The 14,522-nt window shown below is 74.1% G+C and carries 13 protein-coding genes; 9 read left to right on the top strand and 4 right to left on the bottom strand.

What is annotated here, in order from left to right; genetic code table 11:
• Positions 1–501: 501 nt before the first annotated feature.
• Positions 502–1,020, top strand: coding sequence for a flavin reductase family protein (locus tag AB0O01_RS08285; RefSeq protein ID WP_365311794.1), 519 nt, complete (start codon positions 502–504; stop codon positions 1,018–1,020).
• Between the two features lie 198 nt (positions 1,021–1,218).
• Here AB0O01_RS08285 and arfB read toward each other — a convergent pair whose 3' ends face one another.
• A complete protein-coding gene (arfB, locus tag AB0O01_RS08290; protein ID WP_365311660.1) occupies positions 1,219–1,656 on the bottom strand; it encodes an alternative ribosome rescue aminoacyl-tRNA hydrolase ArfB in 438 nt (145 codons plus the stop codon).
• Positions 1,657–1,919: 263 nt separating this feature from the next.
• On the opposite strand from arfB, the gene AB0O01_RS08295 reads away from it, so the two are divergent.
• Positions 1,920–2,495: a TerD family protein gene (locus AB0O01_RS08295; RefSeq protein WP_365311661.1), complete on the top strand. Its 576-nt coding sequence runs from the start codon at positions 1,920–1,922 to the stop codon at positions 2,493–2,495.
• A gap of 225 nt (positions 2,496–2,720) precedes the next feature.
• Complete coding sequence (locus AB0O01_RS08300; RefSeq protein ID WP_365311662.1) at positions 2,721–3,344, top strand: helix-turn-helix domain-containing protein; 624 nt, start codon at positions 2,721–2,723, stop codon at positions 3,342–3,344.
• Between the two features lie 107 nt (positions 3,345–3,451).
• Here AB0O01_RS08300 and AB0O01_RS08305 read toward each other — a convergent pair whose 3' ends face one another.
• Positions 3,452–4,810: a M1 family metallopeptidase gene (locus AB0O01_RS08305; RefSeq protein WP_365311795.1), complete on the bottom strand. Its 1,359-nt coding sequence runs from the start codon at positions 4,808–4,810 to the stop codon at positions 3,452–3,454.
• A gap of 80 nt (positions 4,811–4,890) precedes the next feature.
• Here AB0O01_RS08305 and AB0O01_RS08310 point away from each other — a divergent pair, with 80 nt between their 5' ends.
• Positions 4,891–5,391, top strand: a complete 501-nt coding sequence (locus AB0O01_RS08310) for a hypothetical protein (RefSeq protein ID WP_365311663.1) — start codon at positions 4,891–4,893, stop codon at positions 5,389–5,391.
• A gap of 24 nt (positions 5,392–5,415) precedes the next feature.
• Here AB0O01_RS08310 and AB0O01_RS08315 read toward each other — a convergent pair whose 3' ends face one another.
• Entirely contained in the window at positions 5,416–6,141 is a 726-nt protein-coding gene (locus AB0O01_RS08315; protein WP_365311664.1) for a pentapeptide repeat-containing protein, read from the bottom strand.
• A gap of 278 nt (positions 6,142–6,419) precedes the next feature.
• Here AB0O01_RS08315 and AB0O01_RS08320 point away from each other — a divergent pair, with 278 nt between their 5' ends.
• The 3 genes from AB0O01_RS08320 (at position 6,420) to AB0O01_RS08330 (ending at position 10,426) form a co-directional block, all read left to right on the top strand.
• Positions 6,420–7,613, top strand: a complete 1,194-nt coding sequence (locus tag AB0O01_RS08320) for an NAD(P)-binding protein (protein ID WP_365311665.1) — start codon at positions 6,420–6,422, stop codon at positions 7,611–7,613.
• A gap of 202 nt (positions 7,614–7,815) precedes the next feature.
• Positions 7,816–8,796 (top strand): zinc-binding dehydrogenase, encoded by a 981-nt coding sequence (locus AB0O01_RS08325; protein ID WP_365311666.1) that lies wholly within the window; start codon positions 7,816–7,818, stop codon positions 8,794–8,796.
• A 124-nt stretch (positions 8,797–8,920) separates the two neighbouring features.
• Positions 8,921–10,426: an MFS transporter gene (locus tag AB0O01_RS08330; RefSeq protein WP_365311667.1), complete on the top strand. Its 1,506-nt coding sequence runs from the start codon at positions 8,921–8,923 to the stop codon at positions 10,424–10,426.
• A gap of 373 nt (positions 10,427–10,799) precedes the next feature.
• Here AB0O01_RS08330 and AB0O01_RS08335 read toward each other — a convergent pair whose 3' ends face one another.
• Positions 10,800–12,227 carry an FAD-dependent oxidoreductase gene (locus tag AB0O01_RS08335; protein ID WP_365311668.1) on the bottom strand — a complete coding sequence of 476 codons (1,428 nt, stop codon included), beginning with the start codon at positions 12,225–12,227 and terminating at the stop codon, positions 10,800–10,802.
• Positions 12,228–12,345: 118 nt separating this feature from the next.
• On the opposite strand from AB0O01_RS08335, the gene AB0O01_RS08340 reads away from it, so the two are divergent.
• Positions 12,346–12,780 (top strand): aminoglycoside phosphotransferase family protein, encoded by a 435-nt coding sequence (locus AB0O01_RS08340; protein ID WP_365311669.1) that lies wholly within the window; start codon positions 12,346–12,348, stop codon positions 12,778–12,780.
• Between the two features lie 150 nt (positions 12,781–12,930).
• Positions 12,931–14,466 carry a carboxylesterase family protein gene (locus tag AB0O01_RS08345; RefSeq protein WP_365311670.1) on the top strand — a complete coding sequence of 512 codons (1,536 nt, stop codon included), beginning with the start codon at positions 12,931–12,933 and terminating at the stop codon, positions 14,464–14,466.
• Positions 14,467–14,522: the final 56 nt, after the last annotated feature.

Here is a 14,522-nt window from a genome sequence, read left to right on the forward strand (position 1 = left end):
GCCACCCCGCGTTCTCCGTGTACTCCTGCGTGCTCCTGCTCCGCTGTACCCGGCGCACTCGGCGTCTCCCGGTGTGTCCCGTCAGCCTCCGGTGTCCTCCTTCAGCCTCCCCGCCACTGAATCACAGCGCGCTGCCCACTCGGTACACAGGGTCAACAATTAGTCGGTCTTGTGACTCAAGTCACAGCGAAACCTGAACAATTGCGTGAGGTTTCCCTCGTTTCCCTGTGCTTTTACTGAACGCAAACTTTGTAACTTGTGCGCCCCTGACGGAATGCGCGGAGCGGTTCCGGAACCGGGTCCTAGGACCTCCTCCCGGTCCGGCCTCGGACGGAGGTCCGATGCGCGGGCCCCAGGGCGGAGACTAGCGTCCGGGGTGTGCAGAACTCCGCCCCTCCCGCCGCCCCGGCCGCCTCCGCCCCCGCCTCCGCGCCGGTCCCCGCCGGCCGGACCGCCCCGCCCGCACCCCGCGCCGGGGGTGCCGCCGGGCATGCTGAGGGGGTGAGCAACGACGAGTTCCGCGCCGCCCTGTCCCGACTCGCCGCCGGTGTGGTCCTGGTGACCGCGCAGGAGCCCTCGCTGGACCCGGACGACCCGCGGGCGCCGAACGGCGAGGACGTGGGCATGACCGCGACCGCCTTCATGTCCGTCTCCCTGGACCCGCCGCTGGTCCTGGTGAGCCTGCGCGAGGGCTCCCGCATGGACGACCTGCTCGACGAGCAGCCCCTGTGGGCGGTGTCCGTGCTCACCGAGAGCCAGCGCCACATCGCCGGGCGGTTCGCCATGAAGGGCCGGATCAGCGACCGCCTGCTCTTCGAGGACATCCCCTACACCCGGGGCGCCCGCACCGGCGCCCCGCTGGTCGGCGGCGCACTGGCCACCCTGGAGTGCCGCACGCAGCAGCGCGTCCCGGCCGGGGACCACACGCTGGTCATCGGCCGGGTCCTGACGGCACAGGTGCCGAGCGCAGAGGGCAGCCCGCTGGCGTACTTCCGGGGGCGGTACCGGCAGTTGGGCTGAGCCCGCAGGGGCCCGGCCGGGCGGTCGCTTCCGCGAACCGGGCGGGTGGTCGCTTCCGCGAACCGGGGGGCGGCGGGGGCGGGAGGGGTGGTGGCGGGCCCGGCAGGGGGTGAGGGGGCCGAGGAGGCCGGCAGGGGGGTGAGGGGCCGAGGAGGTCGGCAGGGGGTTCAGGTGCCCGCGCCGACCGGCCCGCCCCCGCTATCCCCAGTCCCGGCCGCTGCGTCCGCGCTTGGTCTGGGAGCGCTGCTTCTTCTGCTGGAGACGGCGTTCGTTGATCCCGCGCGGGATGCGGGTGGGGCGGCGCGGCTTGGGCGGGGGCGCGGTGGCCTCGGCGAGCAGCGCGGCGAGGCGGACGGCGGCGGCCTCGCGGTTGCGCCACTGCGAGCGGTGCTCGGAGGACCGTACGGAGATCACCCCGTCGACCAGGCGGGGCGCGAGGCGTTCCAGGGCGCGGCGCTTCCAGACCTCGGGGAGGGCCTCGGTGGCGGCGAGATCGAACCGGAGTTCGACCTGCGAGTCGGTGGTGTTGACGTGCTGGCCGCCCGGCCCCGAGGACCTGGAGAAACGCCACAGCAGCTCGGCCTCGGGGAGCGGGACGGAGCCACGGATGAAGTGGGGACCGGACATGACAGCCATGGTCCCGGGCCGGGCGTGTCCGCGTCACCCGAATATCGAAGGCGGGGCCGACGGGGGTCGGCGTGGGGGCGGCGTGGGGGCGGCAGGGGGGCGGCGGGGGTCGAAGGAGGCCGAAGGAGGCCCGAAGGTAAAGAAAGTAAAGCCACCCGGGTGGCGGGGGAACCTGTGACACCCCTCTTCGCGTTCATAGGGGTAGCTGTAGCTTCGTTCCGTACGAAGCCTCAGAGGCATAGCGCACGTATCGAGGGAAGGAACTCCCGACCATGGCTGTAAGCCTGTCCAAGGGTGGCAACGTCTCGCTGACCAAGGAGGCTCCGGGCCTGACCGCCGTCACCGTGGGCCTCGGCTGGGACGTCCGCACCACCACCGGCACCGACTTCGACCTCGACGCCTCCGCGATTGCGGTCAACCCGCAGGGCAAGGTCTACTCGGACGCCCACTTCGTCTTCTTCAACAACAAGCAGACCCCGGACAACACGATCGTCCACACGGGCGACAACCGCACGGGCGAGGGCGAGGGCGACGACGAGCAGATCAACGTCAACCTGGCGGCCCTCCCGGCCGATGTCGAGAAGATCGTCTTCCCGGTCTCGATCTACGACGCCGAGAACCGCTCGCAGAACTTCGGCCAGGTCCGCAACGCGTACATCCGGATCCTCAACCAGGCCGGTGGCGCGGAGATCGCCCGCTACGACCTGTCCGAGGACGCGGCGACGGAGACCGCGATGGTCTTCGGCGAGCTGTACCGCAACGGCGCGGAGTGGAAGTTCCGCGCGGTGGGCCAGGGCTACGCGTCCGGCCTCGCGGGCATCGCGCAGGACTTCGGGGTGAACGTCTAAGGACGGCCCCCCGAGGCGGCGCGGCACGCGCCTCTCGTCTCCGGCCCGGTCCGGAGCTTCACGAAGACCCCCCGACGGGTGTCGGGGGGTCTTCGTGTGCCGTCCGGTCCGCTCCGGGCCCCCGGCGGCCCCTTCGCCGGGCGGGAACACCCCCGCCGCCGCACCCCGCCCCCCGCGACTCCGCCTTGCGCGGTGCCCCGGGGACCATGCCCTACCGTGTCCCGCATGGTCGGGTCGTCCTTGTTGTGGGAGCGCAAGCGTGAGCGCACGCGGCAGGCTGTCATCGACGCCGCCGTGGACCTGTTCCGGCGCCATGGGTACGAGGGCACCACCGTCGCCGACATCGCCGCCGCCGCGGAGATCGGCACCCGGACCTTCTTCAGCTACTTCGCCAGCAAGGAGGATGTGCTCTTCCCGGAGAACGACGCCCGGGTCGCCGCCGTCCTCGCCGCGATCGAGACCCGCCGTCCGGACGAACGCCCCGTCGACATCCTGCTGCGGGCCCTGCGTGAGGCGAACGGGTCCGGCACCGAGCTGGCCGGTCCGACCACCCTGCTGCGGCTCCGGCTAGCCCGTACCGTCCCGGCGGTCCGGGGCAAGGCGCTCCAGATGCAGGCCGACGCGAGCACGGCCATCGCCCGGCGGCTCCGGGCGGCCTTCCCCGACCGGCTGGACGCCGTCCGGGCCGCGGCGCTGGTCGGCGCGTTCCTCGGGGCGGTCACCGGCGCCCTTCAGGTCCTGCTCGACGAACCGGGGGCACTGGACGACCCCGGGCGCCTCCAGCGGCGGATGCGGGAGGCCACCGAGAGCGCGCTGCGGCCGTGGGTCACGGCCACCGGGAGCGGTTGAGCGGCCCGCGGCGGTGCTCAGGGGCGGTCCGGCTTCCCCTCTCACCCAGGTAACCGGTCGGCTTCCCCTCCCCCCATTAGCCAGTCGGCTTGCCCTTCCCCCCCTCATCAGGCAGTCGGCTTCCCCTCCCCCAGCAGCCAGTTCTCCCAGAGGGGGGTGAGGTTCTTGCCGGGGGCCTTCGACTCCACCCAGGTCATGAAGTCCCGGGTGCTCGCGGTGGACTCGCGGTGGGTGGCGGGCCAGTCCCTCAGGAGGGCCTCGAAGGCGGGCTCGCCGAGCGCCTCCCGGATCTTGTGCACCACCATCGCCCCCCGGTCGTACACCGGGCGCCCGGAGATGTGCGCGGCGTCGGGCGGGTCGCCGGGCGGGAAGCTCCAGACGGCCCGGTTCTCGGCGGGGTCGGGGTAGTAGGTGCCGGAGTAGAGGGCGTCGAAGGTCTGCTGGGCCGTCAGGCCGCCCTGGTCCTCCTCCCACAGCCACTCCGCGTAGGTGGCGAAGCCCTCGTTGAGCCACATGTCCCGCCAGGTCTTCGGGGTGACCGAGTTGCCGTACCACTGGTGGGCGAGTTCATGGACGAGGAGGCGGACGGTGGGGGCGCCGGGGAAGACCGGGCGGTTCTGGGTCTCCAGGGCGTAGCCCAGGGCCCCCGCCCGGTCGACCACGGCCCCGGTGGAGGAGAAGGGGTACGGGCCGAAACGGCCTTGCGCCCAGCCCAGCACCTCCGGCAGTTGGGCCAGCACCGCACGGCTCGGCGCGGCCTCCGCCGGGTCCACGGCGGTGTGGACCGGCAGACCGTCCTCGGTCGAGGTCCGGCTCACCCGGTAGCGGCCGATCGCCACCGTCGCCAGATACGACGCCATCTGCTCGGTGGTCCGCCAGGTGAAGGTGGTGCGGCCGTCGGCCGTGCGCTGTCCGGCCGGCTCGCCGTTGGAGACCGCCGTGAGCCCCTCCGGCACGGTCACCGCGATGTCGTACGCCGCCTTGTCGGAGGGGTGGTGGTTGCCGGGGAACCAGGCCATCGAGCCCACCGGCTGGCCCAGCGCCAGCGCCCCGTCCGGGGTGGGCAGCCAGCCCTCCTTGGAGCCGTCCGGGTCCGTGATCGTGCGCGGCCGGCCCGCGTACGCCACCGCCACCCGGAAGTCGGCGCCCCCGGTCAGGCCGCCCGGCGGGTGGACCGTCAGCTCCTGGCCCTCGCGCTCCCAGCGGGCCTGCTCGCCGTCCACCTCCACGGTCTCGACCGTCAGGCCCTCCAGGTCCAGGTTGAAGGCGGAGAGGTCCTCGGCGGCCCTCGCCGTGAGCAGGGCCCGGCCGGTGAGGCGGCGGTCGCCGGGGGTGTAGGTGAGGTCGAGGGCGTAGTGGGTGACGTCGTAGCCGCCGTTGCCGGCCCGTGGGAAGTACGGGTCGCCGACGCCCGCCCCGCCCACGGCACCCGGCGCCCCGTCGGCCGTAGCGCAGCCAGCGGTCAGCGCGAGGCCGAGAACGAGGACAAGAGCCTTGAATCGGGGCACGTCTCTGATCCTAGGTCTGCCGTGACACCATCACCTCCGTGCTCGACATCGGCTACGCGCTCTCCAACCGCTTCCCGGACCCGCCCCAGACCGACTACCGCCGCGCCGATGTGCACGCGCTGCGGCACGATCTGTTCTGCGGCGATGTCTACCTCGCCGACACCGCGACGGACCGGGAGCTGTCCACAGCCTGGGGATGGGTGCCCGTGCTCGACTTCGCCTGGGCCCTGTGCGACATCGTCGAACGGATCGACCGCGACCCGGCCGGCTCCCGCGCCGCCCGCCCCCAGCACGCCGAGCTGGACTTCACCGAGTCCACCGACCGGATGTTCTTCGAGCGCCGCTTCGGCTGGGTGGACATCGACGCCGACTGGATGCCGGGCGACGAGCACCCGCTCAGCTTCGCCCACACCGAACTGCGCCGCGAGGCCCGTGACTTTCTGCACGATCTGCTGGCCGATCTGATCGACCTCCACGACGACCTCGGCGAGAACCCCGCGATCTGGACCCTCCAGGCCCGCTTCCCCCGGGTCTCGTAGACACCGGGCCGTCCCCCTACCCCCCTACCCCACCACCCTGATCCCCAGCTCCGCCGCCAGGACCGGTGCCAGTTCCAGGAGCTGGCCCGGGGAGACCACCGCGCCCGCCAGCCGGTCCACCCCGCGCGCGATGTCCAGCGAGACCGCGCCCCGCAGATCCACGTCCGTGAGCGTCGCCGCGCTGAAGTCCGCGCCCTTCAGCGTGCAGTCCACGAACTCCACCCGCTCCAGTCGGGCCCCGCCGAAATCCGGCTCGACCAGCACACACCCCTCGAACACCACATCCTTCAGCCGCCCCGAGCGGAAGTTGGCGTAGTCGATCTTCCCGCCCCGGATCAGCACCCGCTCCAGCACCGCCCCGTGCAACTGCACCCCGCCGAGCCGCGCCTCCCGCACCTCCACATCCCGCAGCGTCGCGTCCGCGAGGTTGGTGCCCACCCCGCGCGGCGCCTCGATCACCGAGTCCAGGAAGCGGGCGCGGTGCAGCCGGGTCTCGTCCAGCGCGCACCCCGTCAGCGCGCAGTCCATGAACCGCGCCCCGCCGCCGTCCGCCCCGCCGAAGTCGCCGTCCCGGAACGCCATCCCGTCGTAGTCGCCGTCCGGCTCCAGGCTCCCGCCCGCGAACGGGTCCAGGGCGGGCAGCCGCAGCTCCGGCCGCCGCGCCGGTCTCACCCGCGCCTCCCGCGTCTCCCGCGCCTCCTGTCCCTCGCCGCCCTCGCCCGCCGTCCGTCCCGCCGCTCGCCTCACCATCCCCCCATCCTGCACCCCACCACTGACAATCCCCCTGACCTGCGAAAACACCTGCGGCAGCGACTGCGAGGACACCGACCCCCGGCCCCGATGTCACATTCCCGCCGACTCCAGCGGTCGTACCCGAGAAACCCAACGCGAGCCCCATCCAAGGTCCATCGAGGCCCCATCCAAGGTCCATCCGAGCCCCATCCGCGCCCCATCCAGGACCCGCCCGAGTCACTCCAAGCCACCCCAAGCCACCGCAAGCCGTCCCAAGCCACCCCAAGGAGACGCCCATGCACCGCATCACCGTCATCGGCGGCGGATTCGCCGGGCTGACCGCCGCGATCAGTGCCGCCGAGGCGGGCGCCGAGGTCACCGTCCACGAGGCGCACCACACCCTCGGCGGCCGGGCCCGGACCACCGACGGCCCCTACCGGACGAACGACGGCCCGCACGCCCTCTACCACGGCGGCCCCCACTGGACCTGGCTGAGCCGCCGCGATCTGATCGGCCCCCTCGCCCCGGTCCCGGCCCGGGAGGCGGCCCGGTTCCGGCTGCGCCACCACGGCCGGCTGCGCCGGACCCCGCCCCTCGCCCTGCTCCGGCTGCTGCGCCACGGCACCCACCGGGCGCCCGTCGACATCGACTTCCTCACCTGGGCCACCGCGCGCGTCGGTGCGGAGGGCGCCCGTGCCGCCGCGCACTACGCGGCCGTCGCCCTCTTCCACCACGACCCCGGCGCGCTGTCCGCCGCGTTCGTGCAGGAGCGGCTGCGCCGGGCGGCCAAGCTGCCGCCGGAGGCGCACTACCCGCGCGGCGGCTGGGCCACGACCATCGACCGGATGGCGGCCCGCGCCTGGAACCTCGGCGTCCGGGTGGAGACCCTCTCCCGGGTCGACACCCTGCCCACCGGCACCCCCGTCGTCGTGGCGACCTCGCTGGCCGCCGCCCGCCGACTCCTCGGGGACTCGTCGCTGACCTGGCCGGGCGGCCGTACGGCCCTGCTCGACCTGGCCGTACGGACCCGCCGCGGCGACCCCTTCGTACTGTCCGATCTGGACGCGCCGGGCTGGCTGGAACGGTTCACCGCGCAGGACCCCACCCTCGCCCCGGCCGGCGAGCAGCTCATCCAGGGCCAGATCCCGATCGCCCCGCACGAGTCCCGCGCCGATGGCGTCGCCCGCGCCGAGCGGTTGCTCGACCTGGCCTTCGAGGGCTGGCGCGAGCGGGTGACCTGGCGGCGCGAGGCGGTCGCGCACGGCCGTACCGGCGCGGTGGACCTGCCCGGCACGAGCTGGCGCGACCGGCCCGCGGTGGACCGGGGCGACGGGGTCTTTCTGGCGGGCGACGAGGTGGCGGCGCCGGGGGTGCTGTCGGAGGTGTCGTTCACCAGCGCGCTGACGGCGGTGTCGCTGGCGCTGGGCCGGGACGGGACCGTACGCCGCCCGCGGCCCCGGGGCGACCGGCTTGACCTCAAGCGGACTTGAGGGCGGAGAGTCACGAGGGACGGCGGCGGGGGCGTCCGGCCGCACGGAACCCCGCCGACACCCTCGGCACCGGGCACCACCGCCGAGCACCACCACGCGTCACTGGCGGGGAGTCCGGCGGGACGCCCCCCACCACCGTCGCACCACCGCTCACCGGCACGCACCCGTGCCTGCCCGTCCACGCAGCCCCGGGGGGACCCTCATGCACGCCATCCGCCTCCACGCCTTCGGCCCCGCCGAGAACCTCACCCTTGAGCGGCTCCCCGACCCGGTGCCCGGCCCCGGACAGGTGCGGATCGCCGTCGCCGCGGCCGGGGTCCACCTCCTGGACACCGCCCTGCGCGCGGGCCTGCGGGGCCCGCTGCCCGAGCCGCCCGTGCTGCCCACCGTCCCCGGCCGGGAGGTCGCCGGGACCGTGGACGCGCTCGGCGAGGGGGTCGCCGGGGGGTGGCTGGGCAAGCGGGTCGTCGCCCACCTCGGGTTCGCCCCCGGCGGCTACGCGGAACTCGCCGTCACGGAGGCCGGACGCCTCCACGCGATCCCGGCCGGGCTCGACCCCGCCCAGGCCGTCGCCATGATCGGCACGGGCCGTACGGCGCTGGGCATCCTCCAGTTCGCCGAGCTGGGCCCCGGGTCGGTGGTCCTGGTCCCGGCCGCCGCGGGCGGCATCGGCACACTGATCGTGCAGTACGCGAAGAACGCCGGGGCGACCGTGATCGGGCTCGCCGGGGGCCCGGAGAAGACGGCCCGGGTGGCGGCGAACGGGGCCGACCTCGCCGTCGACTACCGGCGCCCCGACTGGTCCGCCGAGGTGCTCGCCCGTCTCGGCGGCCCCCGGGTCACCCATGTCTTCGACGGCGTCGGCGGCGAGGCCGCCCGCACCGCCCTCACCCTGCTCGCCCCCGGTGGGCAGCACCTGGTCTTCGGCTGGTCCGGCGAGGGACTGCACGACGGGGAGCCGTATCTCGTCGAAGGGGTCTCCGAGCAGGTGCTCGGCCCGGTGATGATGAAGCGGGCGGGCGGCGTGAACCCGGTGCGCGCCCTGGAGCTGCGCGCCCTCGCCGAGGCCGCCGCGGGCGGTCTCGTCCCCGCCGTCCAGCGCTTCCCGCTCGCCGCGGCGGCGGAGGCCCACCGCGCGCTGGAGACCCGGGGCACGACGGGGAAGGTCGTACTGGAGCCCTGACCGCGCCGCGGAAGGACACCCCATCCCGCCCGTCCCGCGAGCCCCCGACAAAGCCTGGGCAAAGCCGCCGGGGAGGGTCACCGTCCCGGATGCGGGTGGGGGGCATCCATGGTCGACTGAGCGGGTGAGTGGCACCCGGACAAACCGGACAGGTGAGCCCGCCGCGCAGCACGACCCCCGCCGCTGGTGGGGGCTGGTGATCATCGGCCTCGCCCAGCTCATGGTGGTCCTGGACGCCACCATCGTGAGCATCGCGCTCCCCTCAGCCCAGGCCGATCTGGGGATGTCCAACGGCAACCGGCAGTGGGTCATCACCGCGTACACCCTGGCCTTCGGCGGTCTGCTGCTGCTCGGCGGGCGGATCGCCGACCTGGTGGGCCGCAGACGGACCTTCGTGATCGGACTGATCGGCTTCGCCGGGGCGTCGGCGCTCGGCGGGGCCGCCGTCAGTTCCGGCATGCTCTTCGGCGCCCGCGCGCTCCAGGGCGTCTTCGCCGCCGTCCTCGCGCCCTCGGCGCTGTCCCTGCTGACGACGACCTTCACGGACCCCCGGGAGCGGGGCAAGGCGTTCGGCATCTACGGGGCCATCGCGGGCAGCGGCTCGGCGATCGGCTTCATCGTCGGCGGAGTGCTCACCGAGTACCTGGACTGGCGCTGGTGCCTGTACGTCAATGTGCCGATCGCGGTCGTCGCGGTGTTCGGCGCGCTGTCGCTGCTGCACGAGCAGCCCGGCCAGCCCGGCGCCCGGCTGGACATCCCCGGCGCGATCCTCGGCTGCGGCGGCCTGGTGGCCGTCGTGTACGGCTTCAGCGAGGCCGAGTCGCGCGGCTGGACCGACTCCCTGGTCCTCGGGCTGTTCGCGGGCGGGGTCGCGCTGCTGGCGGCGTTCGTGTGGTGGCAGACCAGGGCGCCCCGGCCGCTGCTGCCGCTGCACATCATCAAGGACCGCAACCGGGCCGGCTGCTTCCTCACCATGACCCTGGCCACCATCGGCCTGTTCGGTCTCTTCCTCTTCCTGACCTACTACCTCCAGGTCATCCTGGGCTACTCCCCGGTCAAGACCGGTCTGGGCTTCCTGCCGCTGACGGTGGCCATCATCATCGGCTCGACCCAGATCTCGGCCCGGCTCCTCCAGCATGTGGCGCCGCGCGCCCTGATGGTGCCGGGCATGCTGCTGGCCGCGGGCGGGATGCTGCTGCTGACCCGGATCACGGTCCACTCCGACTACGCCAGCGAGATCCTCCCGGCGCTGACGCTGATGGGCCTGGGCATGGGCCTGACCTTCATGCCGGTGTTCGCGACGGCCACCGCGGGGGTCGCCCCGCAGGACTCCGGGGTGACCTCGGCGACCGTCAACACCTCCCAGCAGGTCGGCGGTTCCATCGGCACCGCCCTGCTGAACACCATCGCCACCACCAGCACCACGGCCTACATCACCGCCCATCTCCTCAACCCCGCCGACCGCGCCCGGGTCGTCGCCGAGGGCACGGTCCACGGCTACACCACCGCGATCTGGTGGGCGGCCGGGGTGATGGTCCTGGCGGGCCTGGTGGCCGGTCTGATGGTGACGGCGAAGGCCCCGAAGTACGAGTCGAGGACCAGCAGCCCGGTCCCGGAATCAGTGCGCTGAGCCTCCGGCGAGGTCGCCGGTCACCGGTGGCCGGTCGTGCGGGAGGGCGCCCCCCGTCCGGCGGACTGAAGGCGCCCTCCCGCATCCCGGCGATGCCTCAGCAACGCCTCAGCGATGGCGGTGCGGGACGCCTGTTCGGGCAGGCCGAGCAGCGGCACGCTCGGGGCGGCGCCGGAGGTCGAGCCGCCCGCCGCGCACGGCCGACCGGCCGTCGAAGTACCGGCCGCAGCCGTCGGCCGCCGGAGTACCGGCCGCAGCCGTTGGTCCGGGAGGCGTTGCAGAGGGCGGGTACCGCAGTGGTGGTGGCGCCGGTGGCGAGTGGCGAGGAGCCCGCCGGACCCGGAGTCGGACCCCGACCCGGACCCGGAGCCGGTCAGTCCCGCCCCGCCACCCGGTCCGCGATCCGGGCCAGCCGGGAGGAGCGCGCGGCCGATGCCGTGGACTCCCGCCGGTCGGCCGCGCGGTAGGTGGCGTACATGCCCTGGACGCCCAGCCAGCGCAGCGGCTCCGGCTCCCACTTGCGGACCCGGTGCCCGACCCACGGCAGCTCGGTGAGCGGGGTCCGCCCGCCCTGCCCCGCGTCCTGCTGGACGAGATCCCGCAGGGTGCGGGCGGCGAGATTGGCGGTGGCGACACCCGAGCCGACGTAACCGCCCGCCCAGCCCAGCCCCGTCGACCGGTCCAGGGTGACGGTCGCGCACCAGTCGCGCGGCACGCCCAGCACCCCCGACCAGGCGTGCGCGACCCGGACCGGGGCCAGCGCCGGGAACATCCGCACCAGGATCTCGCGCAGCGCCGTGATCGTCGCCGCCTGGGTCCGGCCGTCGTTGTCGGTGCGCGAGCCGAAGCGGTACGGCACTCCGCGCCCGCCGAGCGCGATCCGCCCGTCGGCCGTGCGCTGGGCGTACATATAGGCGTGGGCCAGGTCGCCGACGGTCTCCCGTCCGTCCCAGCCGACGGCGGCCCACTGGTCGTCGGTGAGCGGCTCGGTGGCGATCATCGAGGAGTTCATGGGCAGCCAGGTGCGCCGCTGGCCCTTGAGGGAGGCCGTGAAGCCCTCGGTGCAGCGCAGCACGTACGACGCCCGGACGGTGCCGTACGGGGTGACCGCGTGCCGGGGCCGGATCTCGGTGACCGGCGTCGACTCATGGATGATCACGCCGAGCGCCTCGACGGCCGCCGCGAGCCCGGTGACCAGCTTCACCGGGTGGATCCGGGCGCCGTGCGGGGTCCAGGACGAGCCGACGGCATCGCTCACCCGTACCCGGGCGGCCGTCTCCTTGGCCCCGTACAGCTCGCGGTCCTGCTCCCCGTACGACAGCTCGTGCGCGTGATGGGCCTTCAGCCGGGCGAGTTGCGCCGGACTGCACGCCACCTCCAGCACACCCCCCTGATGGATGTCGGCGTCGATGCCCTCCGCCGCCGAGACCCGCACCACCTCCCCCACGGTGTCGTTCATGGCCCGCTGGAGCCGTACGGCGGCGTCCTTGCCGTGCAGCCTCGCGTACCGGTCGCGGCCCGCGACGCCGTTGTAGAGCCAGCCGCCGTTGCGGCCGGAGGCCCCGTAGCCGCAGAACTTCTGCTCCAGCACGGTGATCCGCAGGAAGGGCGCGGCCCGCTTGAGGTAGTAGGCCGTCCACAGCCCGGTGTACCCGCCGCCGACGATCACCACATCCGCCTCGGCGTCACCGGGCAGCGGCTCCCGGGGCGGGGGGAAGCCGTCCTGGGCGTACCAGAAGGAGACACCGCCGTTCACGACACCGCCGTTCACAACACCGCTGTTCCCGACACTGCTGCTCATGGCGGGGACGGTAACCCGTGTCCAGGGCACCTGTCTCCTTCGGATTTCGTGTTTTTCGGCGCCGGGACCCGGCGAAATGATGGTGAGAGACGGGGTGGACATCCGTAGGGTCCGGGCTGTGACCGAGATCCCGGAGCAACTGGCCACCGCCCAGGCCCTGCACAACGGCGACGCCGGACGCGCCTTCCTGGCCCGCCTCCCCGCCCTGGCGGCACACACCCTGGCCCACTGGAACCTCCGCCCCGACGGCCCCCCGATGAGCGGGATGACGGCGCTGGTCCTCCCGGTCGTCCAGGCGCCGCCCCACGCCACCCCCGCCGTCCTCAAGCTCCCGTTCCGCGACGAGGAGACCGCGGCCGAACCGGCGGCGCTGCGCGCCTGGGACGGCGACGGCGCGGTCTGCCTCCTGGCCCACGACCCGGCGACCGGCGCCCTGCTCCTGGAACGCCTCGACCCCACCCGCACCCTCGCCGACCTCCCCGACCCCCACGAGGCGGTCACCGTCATCGCCCGCCTCCCCAAGCCCCTCTCCGGCGACCCCGAGTGGGGGTAGGAGGAAGGCGTGTGGAGTGCCCGGTAACGGACGCGGGCACGGGCACCTGCGCGGGTAGGGGTACAGGCACCGGTCCAGGTCCAGGTCCAGATCCAGTTCCAGGTACAGCCACCGACACGGACACACCCCCACCCCCGCGAAGGAATCCCCATGAACGCGAGCACGCCCCCGCCCCCCATCGCCAGGACCTCCGCCGGTGTCGTGCGCGGGCGGAGCGAAAGCGGTGGTCTGGCCGTGTTCCGGGGGGTCCCGTTCGCCGGGGCGCCGGTGGGTGAGGCACGGTTCGGGGCGCCGCGGCCCGTGGTCGCCTGGGACGGGGTCCGGGACGCCCTCGACTTCGGCCCGATGCCCCCGCAGACCCCGCTGGGCCCGCCCTTCCCGGTCCCGCCGCCGACCTCGTACGACTGGCTGACGGTGAATGTGTGGACCCCGGCGCCCGATCCGGCGGCCCGGCGTCCGGTGCTGGTGTGGGTCTACGGCGGGGGCTACGCGGCGGGCTTCTCCGCTGGGTACGACGCCGGGCGGCTGGCCCGGCAGCGGGGGACGGTCGTCGTCACCTTCAACTACCGGGTGGGGATGGAGGGCTTCCCCCGGTTCCCCGACGCCCCCGCCAACCGGGGGCTGCTCGACCAGGTGGCGGCCCTGCGCTGGGTGCGGGAGAACATCGCCGCGTTCGGGGGCGACCCGGACCGGGTGACCGTCTTCGGGGAGTCGGCGGGCGCCGGTTCGGTCGCCGCGCTGCTGGCCATGCCGAGCGCGCGGGGCCTCTTCCACGGGGCCATCGCCCAGAGCGTGCCGGGGACGTACTTCTCCCCAAGCCTCGCCGCCGACATCACCTCCGCCCTGGTGGCCCCCCTCGGCCTCCCCCCGACGGCGGCGGCCCTGGCCTCGCAGGATCCCCATGAACTCGCGCGGTCGGCCGCCGCGCTGCTGCCCGCCATGAGGGAACACCGGGACCGCTGGGGGGTGGTGGCGCACACCGTCACCCCGTTCTCCCCGGTGGTGGACGGCGAGGTGCTGCCGCAGGCGCCCTGGCAGGCACTGCGGGAGGGCGCGGCGCGGGACGTCCCGCTGATCGTCGGGCACAACCGGGACGAGTTCCGGCTGTTCCACGTCCTGAGCGGCGGCGGCCCGGACCGGACCACGCCCGAGCAGACCCGTACGGCCCTGGAACTCTTCGGACCGGGCCCGGCCCCCGAGTCCGCCTACCGCGCGGCCTTCCCCGACGCCTCCGACGACGACCTGTGCGTCCTCGTCCAGTCCGACTGGACCTTCCGCATGCCCACCCTCCATCTGGCCGAGGCCCAGGTGACCGGGGGCGGCCGGGCCCATGTCTACGAGCTGACCTGGCCGGCCCCGGCGGACGGCGGCGCCCTGGGCGCCTGCCACGGCCTGGACGTCCCCCTGACCTTCGGCACGTACGACGGCATCGCGGAACTCTTCGGGCTGCGGCCCACACCGGAGGCGGAGGCGGTCTCGGAGCAGTTCCGCTCGGCGTGGACGGCGTTCGCGGAGGAGGGCACGCCGGGCTGGCAGCCGTACGACCTCCGGTCGCGTCAGGTCCGGATCCTGGACACGCGGGGGAGGACGGCGGGGGATCCGGAGGGGGTGGCCCGGGGGTTGTGGGAGGGGCATGTGTTCGGGGTGCTGGGGCTCGCGGGGGGCGCGGAGGCCGCGGGGGGCTGACCTTCCCGTCCGGCGGGGCCGCGCTGTGGGTGGCAGGCGGGGTCGCCCGTGACCGG

This window comes from Streptomyces sp. NPDC093252 (assembly GCF_040683675.1).
Taxonomy (GTDB): Bacteria; Actinomycetota; Actinomycetes; order Streptomycetales; family Streptomycetaceae; genus Streptomyces.

Bases quoted from the DNA above. Each gene is read 5' to 3' on its own strand.
- arfB (WP_365311660.1), bottom strand. From the start codon at position 1,656: ATGGCTGTCATGTCCGGTCCCCACTTCATCCGTGGCTCCGTCCCGCTC.
- AB0O01_RS08295 (WP_365311661.1), top strand. From the start codon at position 1,920: ATGGCTGTAAGCCTGTCCAAGGGTGGCAACGTCTCGCTGACCAAGGAG.
- AB0O01_RS08300 (WP_365311662.1), top strand. From the start codon at position 2,721: ATGGTCGGGTCGTCCTTGTTGTGGGAGCGCAAGCGTGAGCGCACGCGG.
- AB0O01_RS08315 (WP_365311664.1), bottom strand. From the start codon at position 6,141: ATGGTGAGGCGAGCGGCGGGACGGACGGCGGGCGAGGGCGGCGAGGGA.
- AB0O01_RS08320 (WP_365311665.1), top strand. From the start codon at position 6,420: ATGCACCGCATCACCGTCATCGGCGGCGGATTCGCCGGGCTGACCGCC.
- AB0O01_RS08325 (WP_365311666.1), top strand. From the start codon at position 7,816: ATGCACGCCATCCGCCTCCACGCCTTCGGCCCCGCCGAGAACCTCACC.
- AB0O01_RS08335 (WP_365311668.1), bottom strand. From the start codon at position 12,227: ATGAGCAGCAGTGTCGGGAACAGCGGTGTTGTGAACGGCGGTGTCGTG.
- AB0O01_RS08345 (WP_365311670.1), top strand. From the start codon at position 12,931: ATGAACGCGAGCACGCCCCCGCCCCCCATCGCCAGGACCTCCGCCGGT.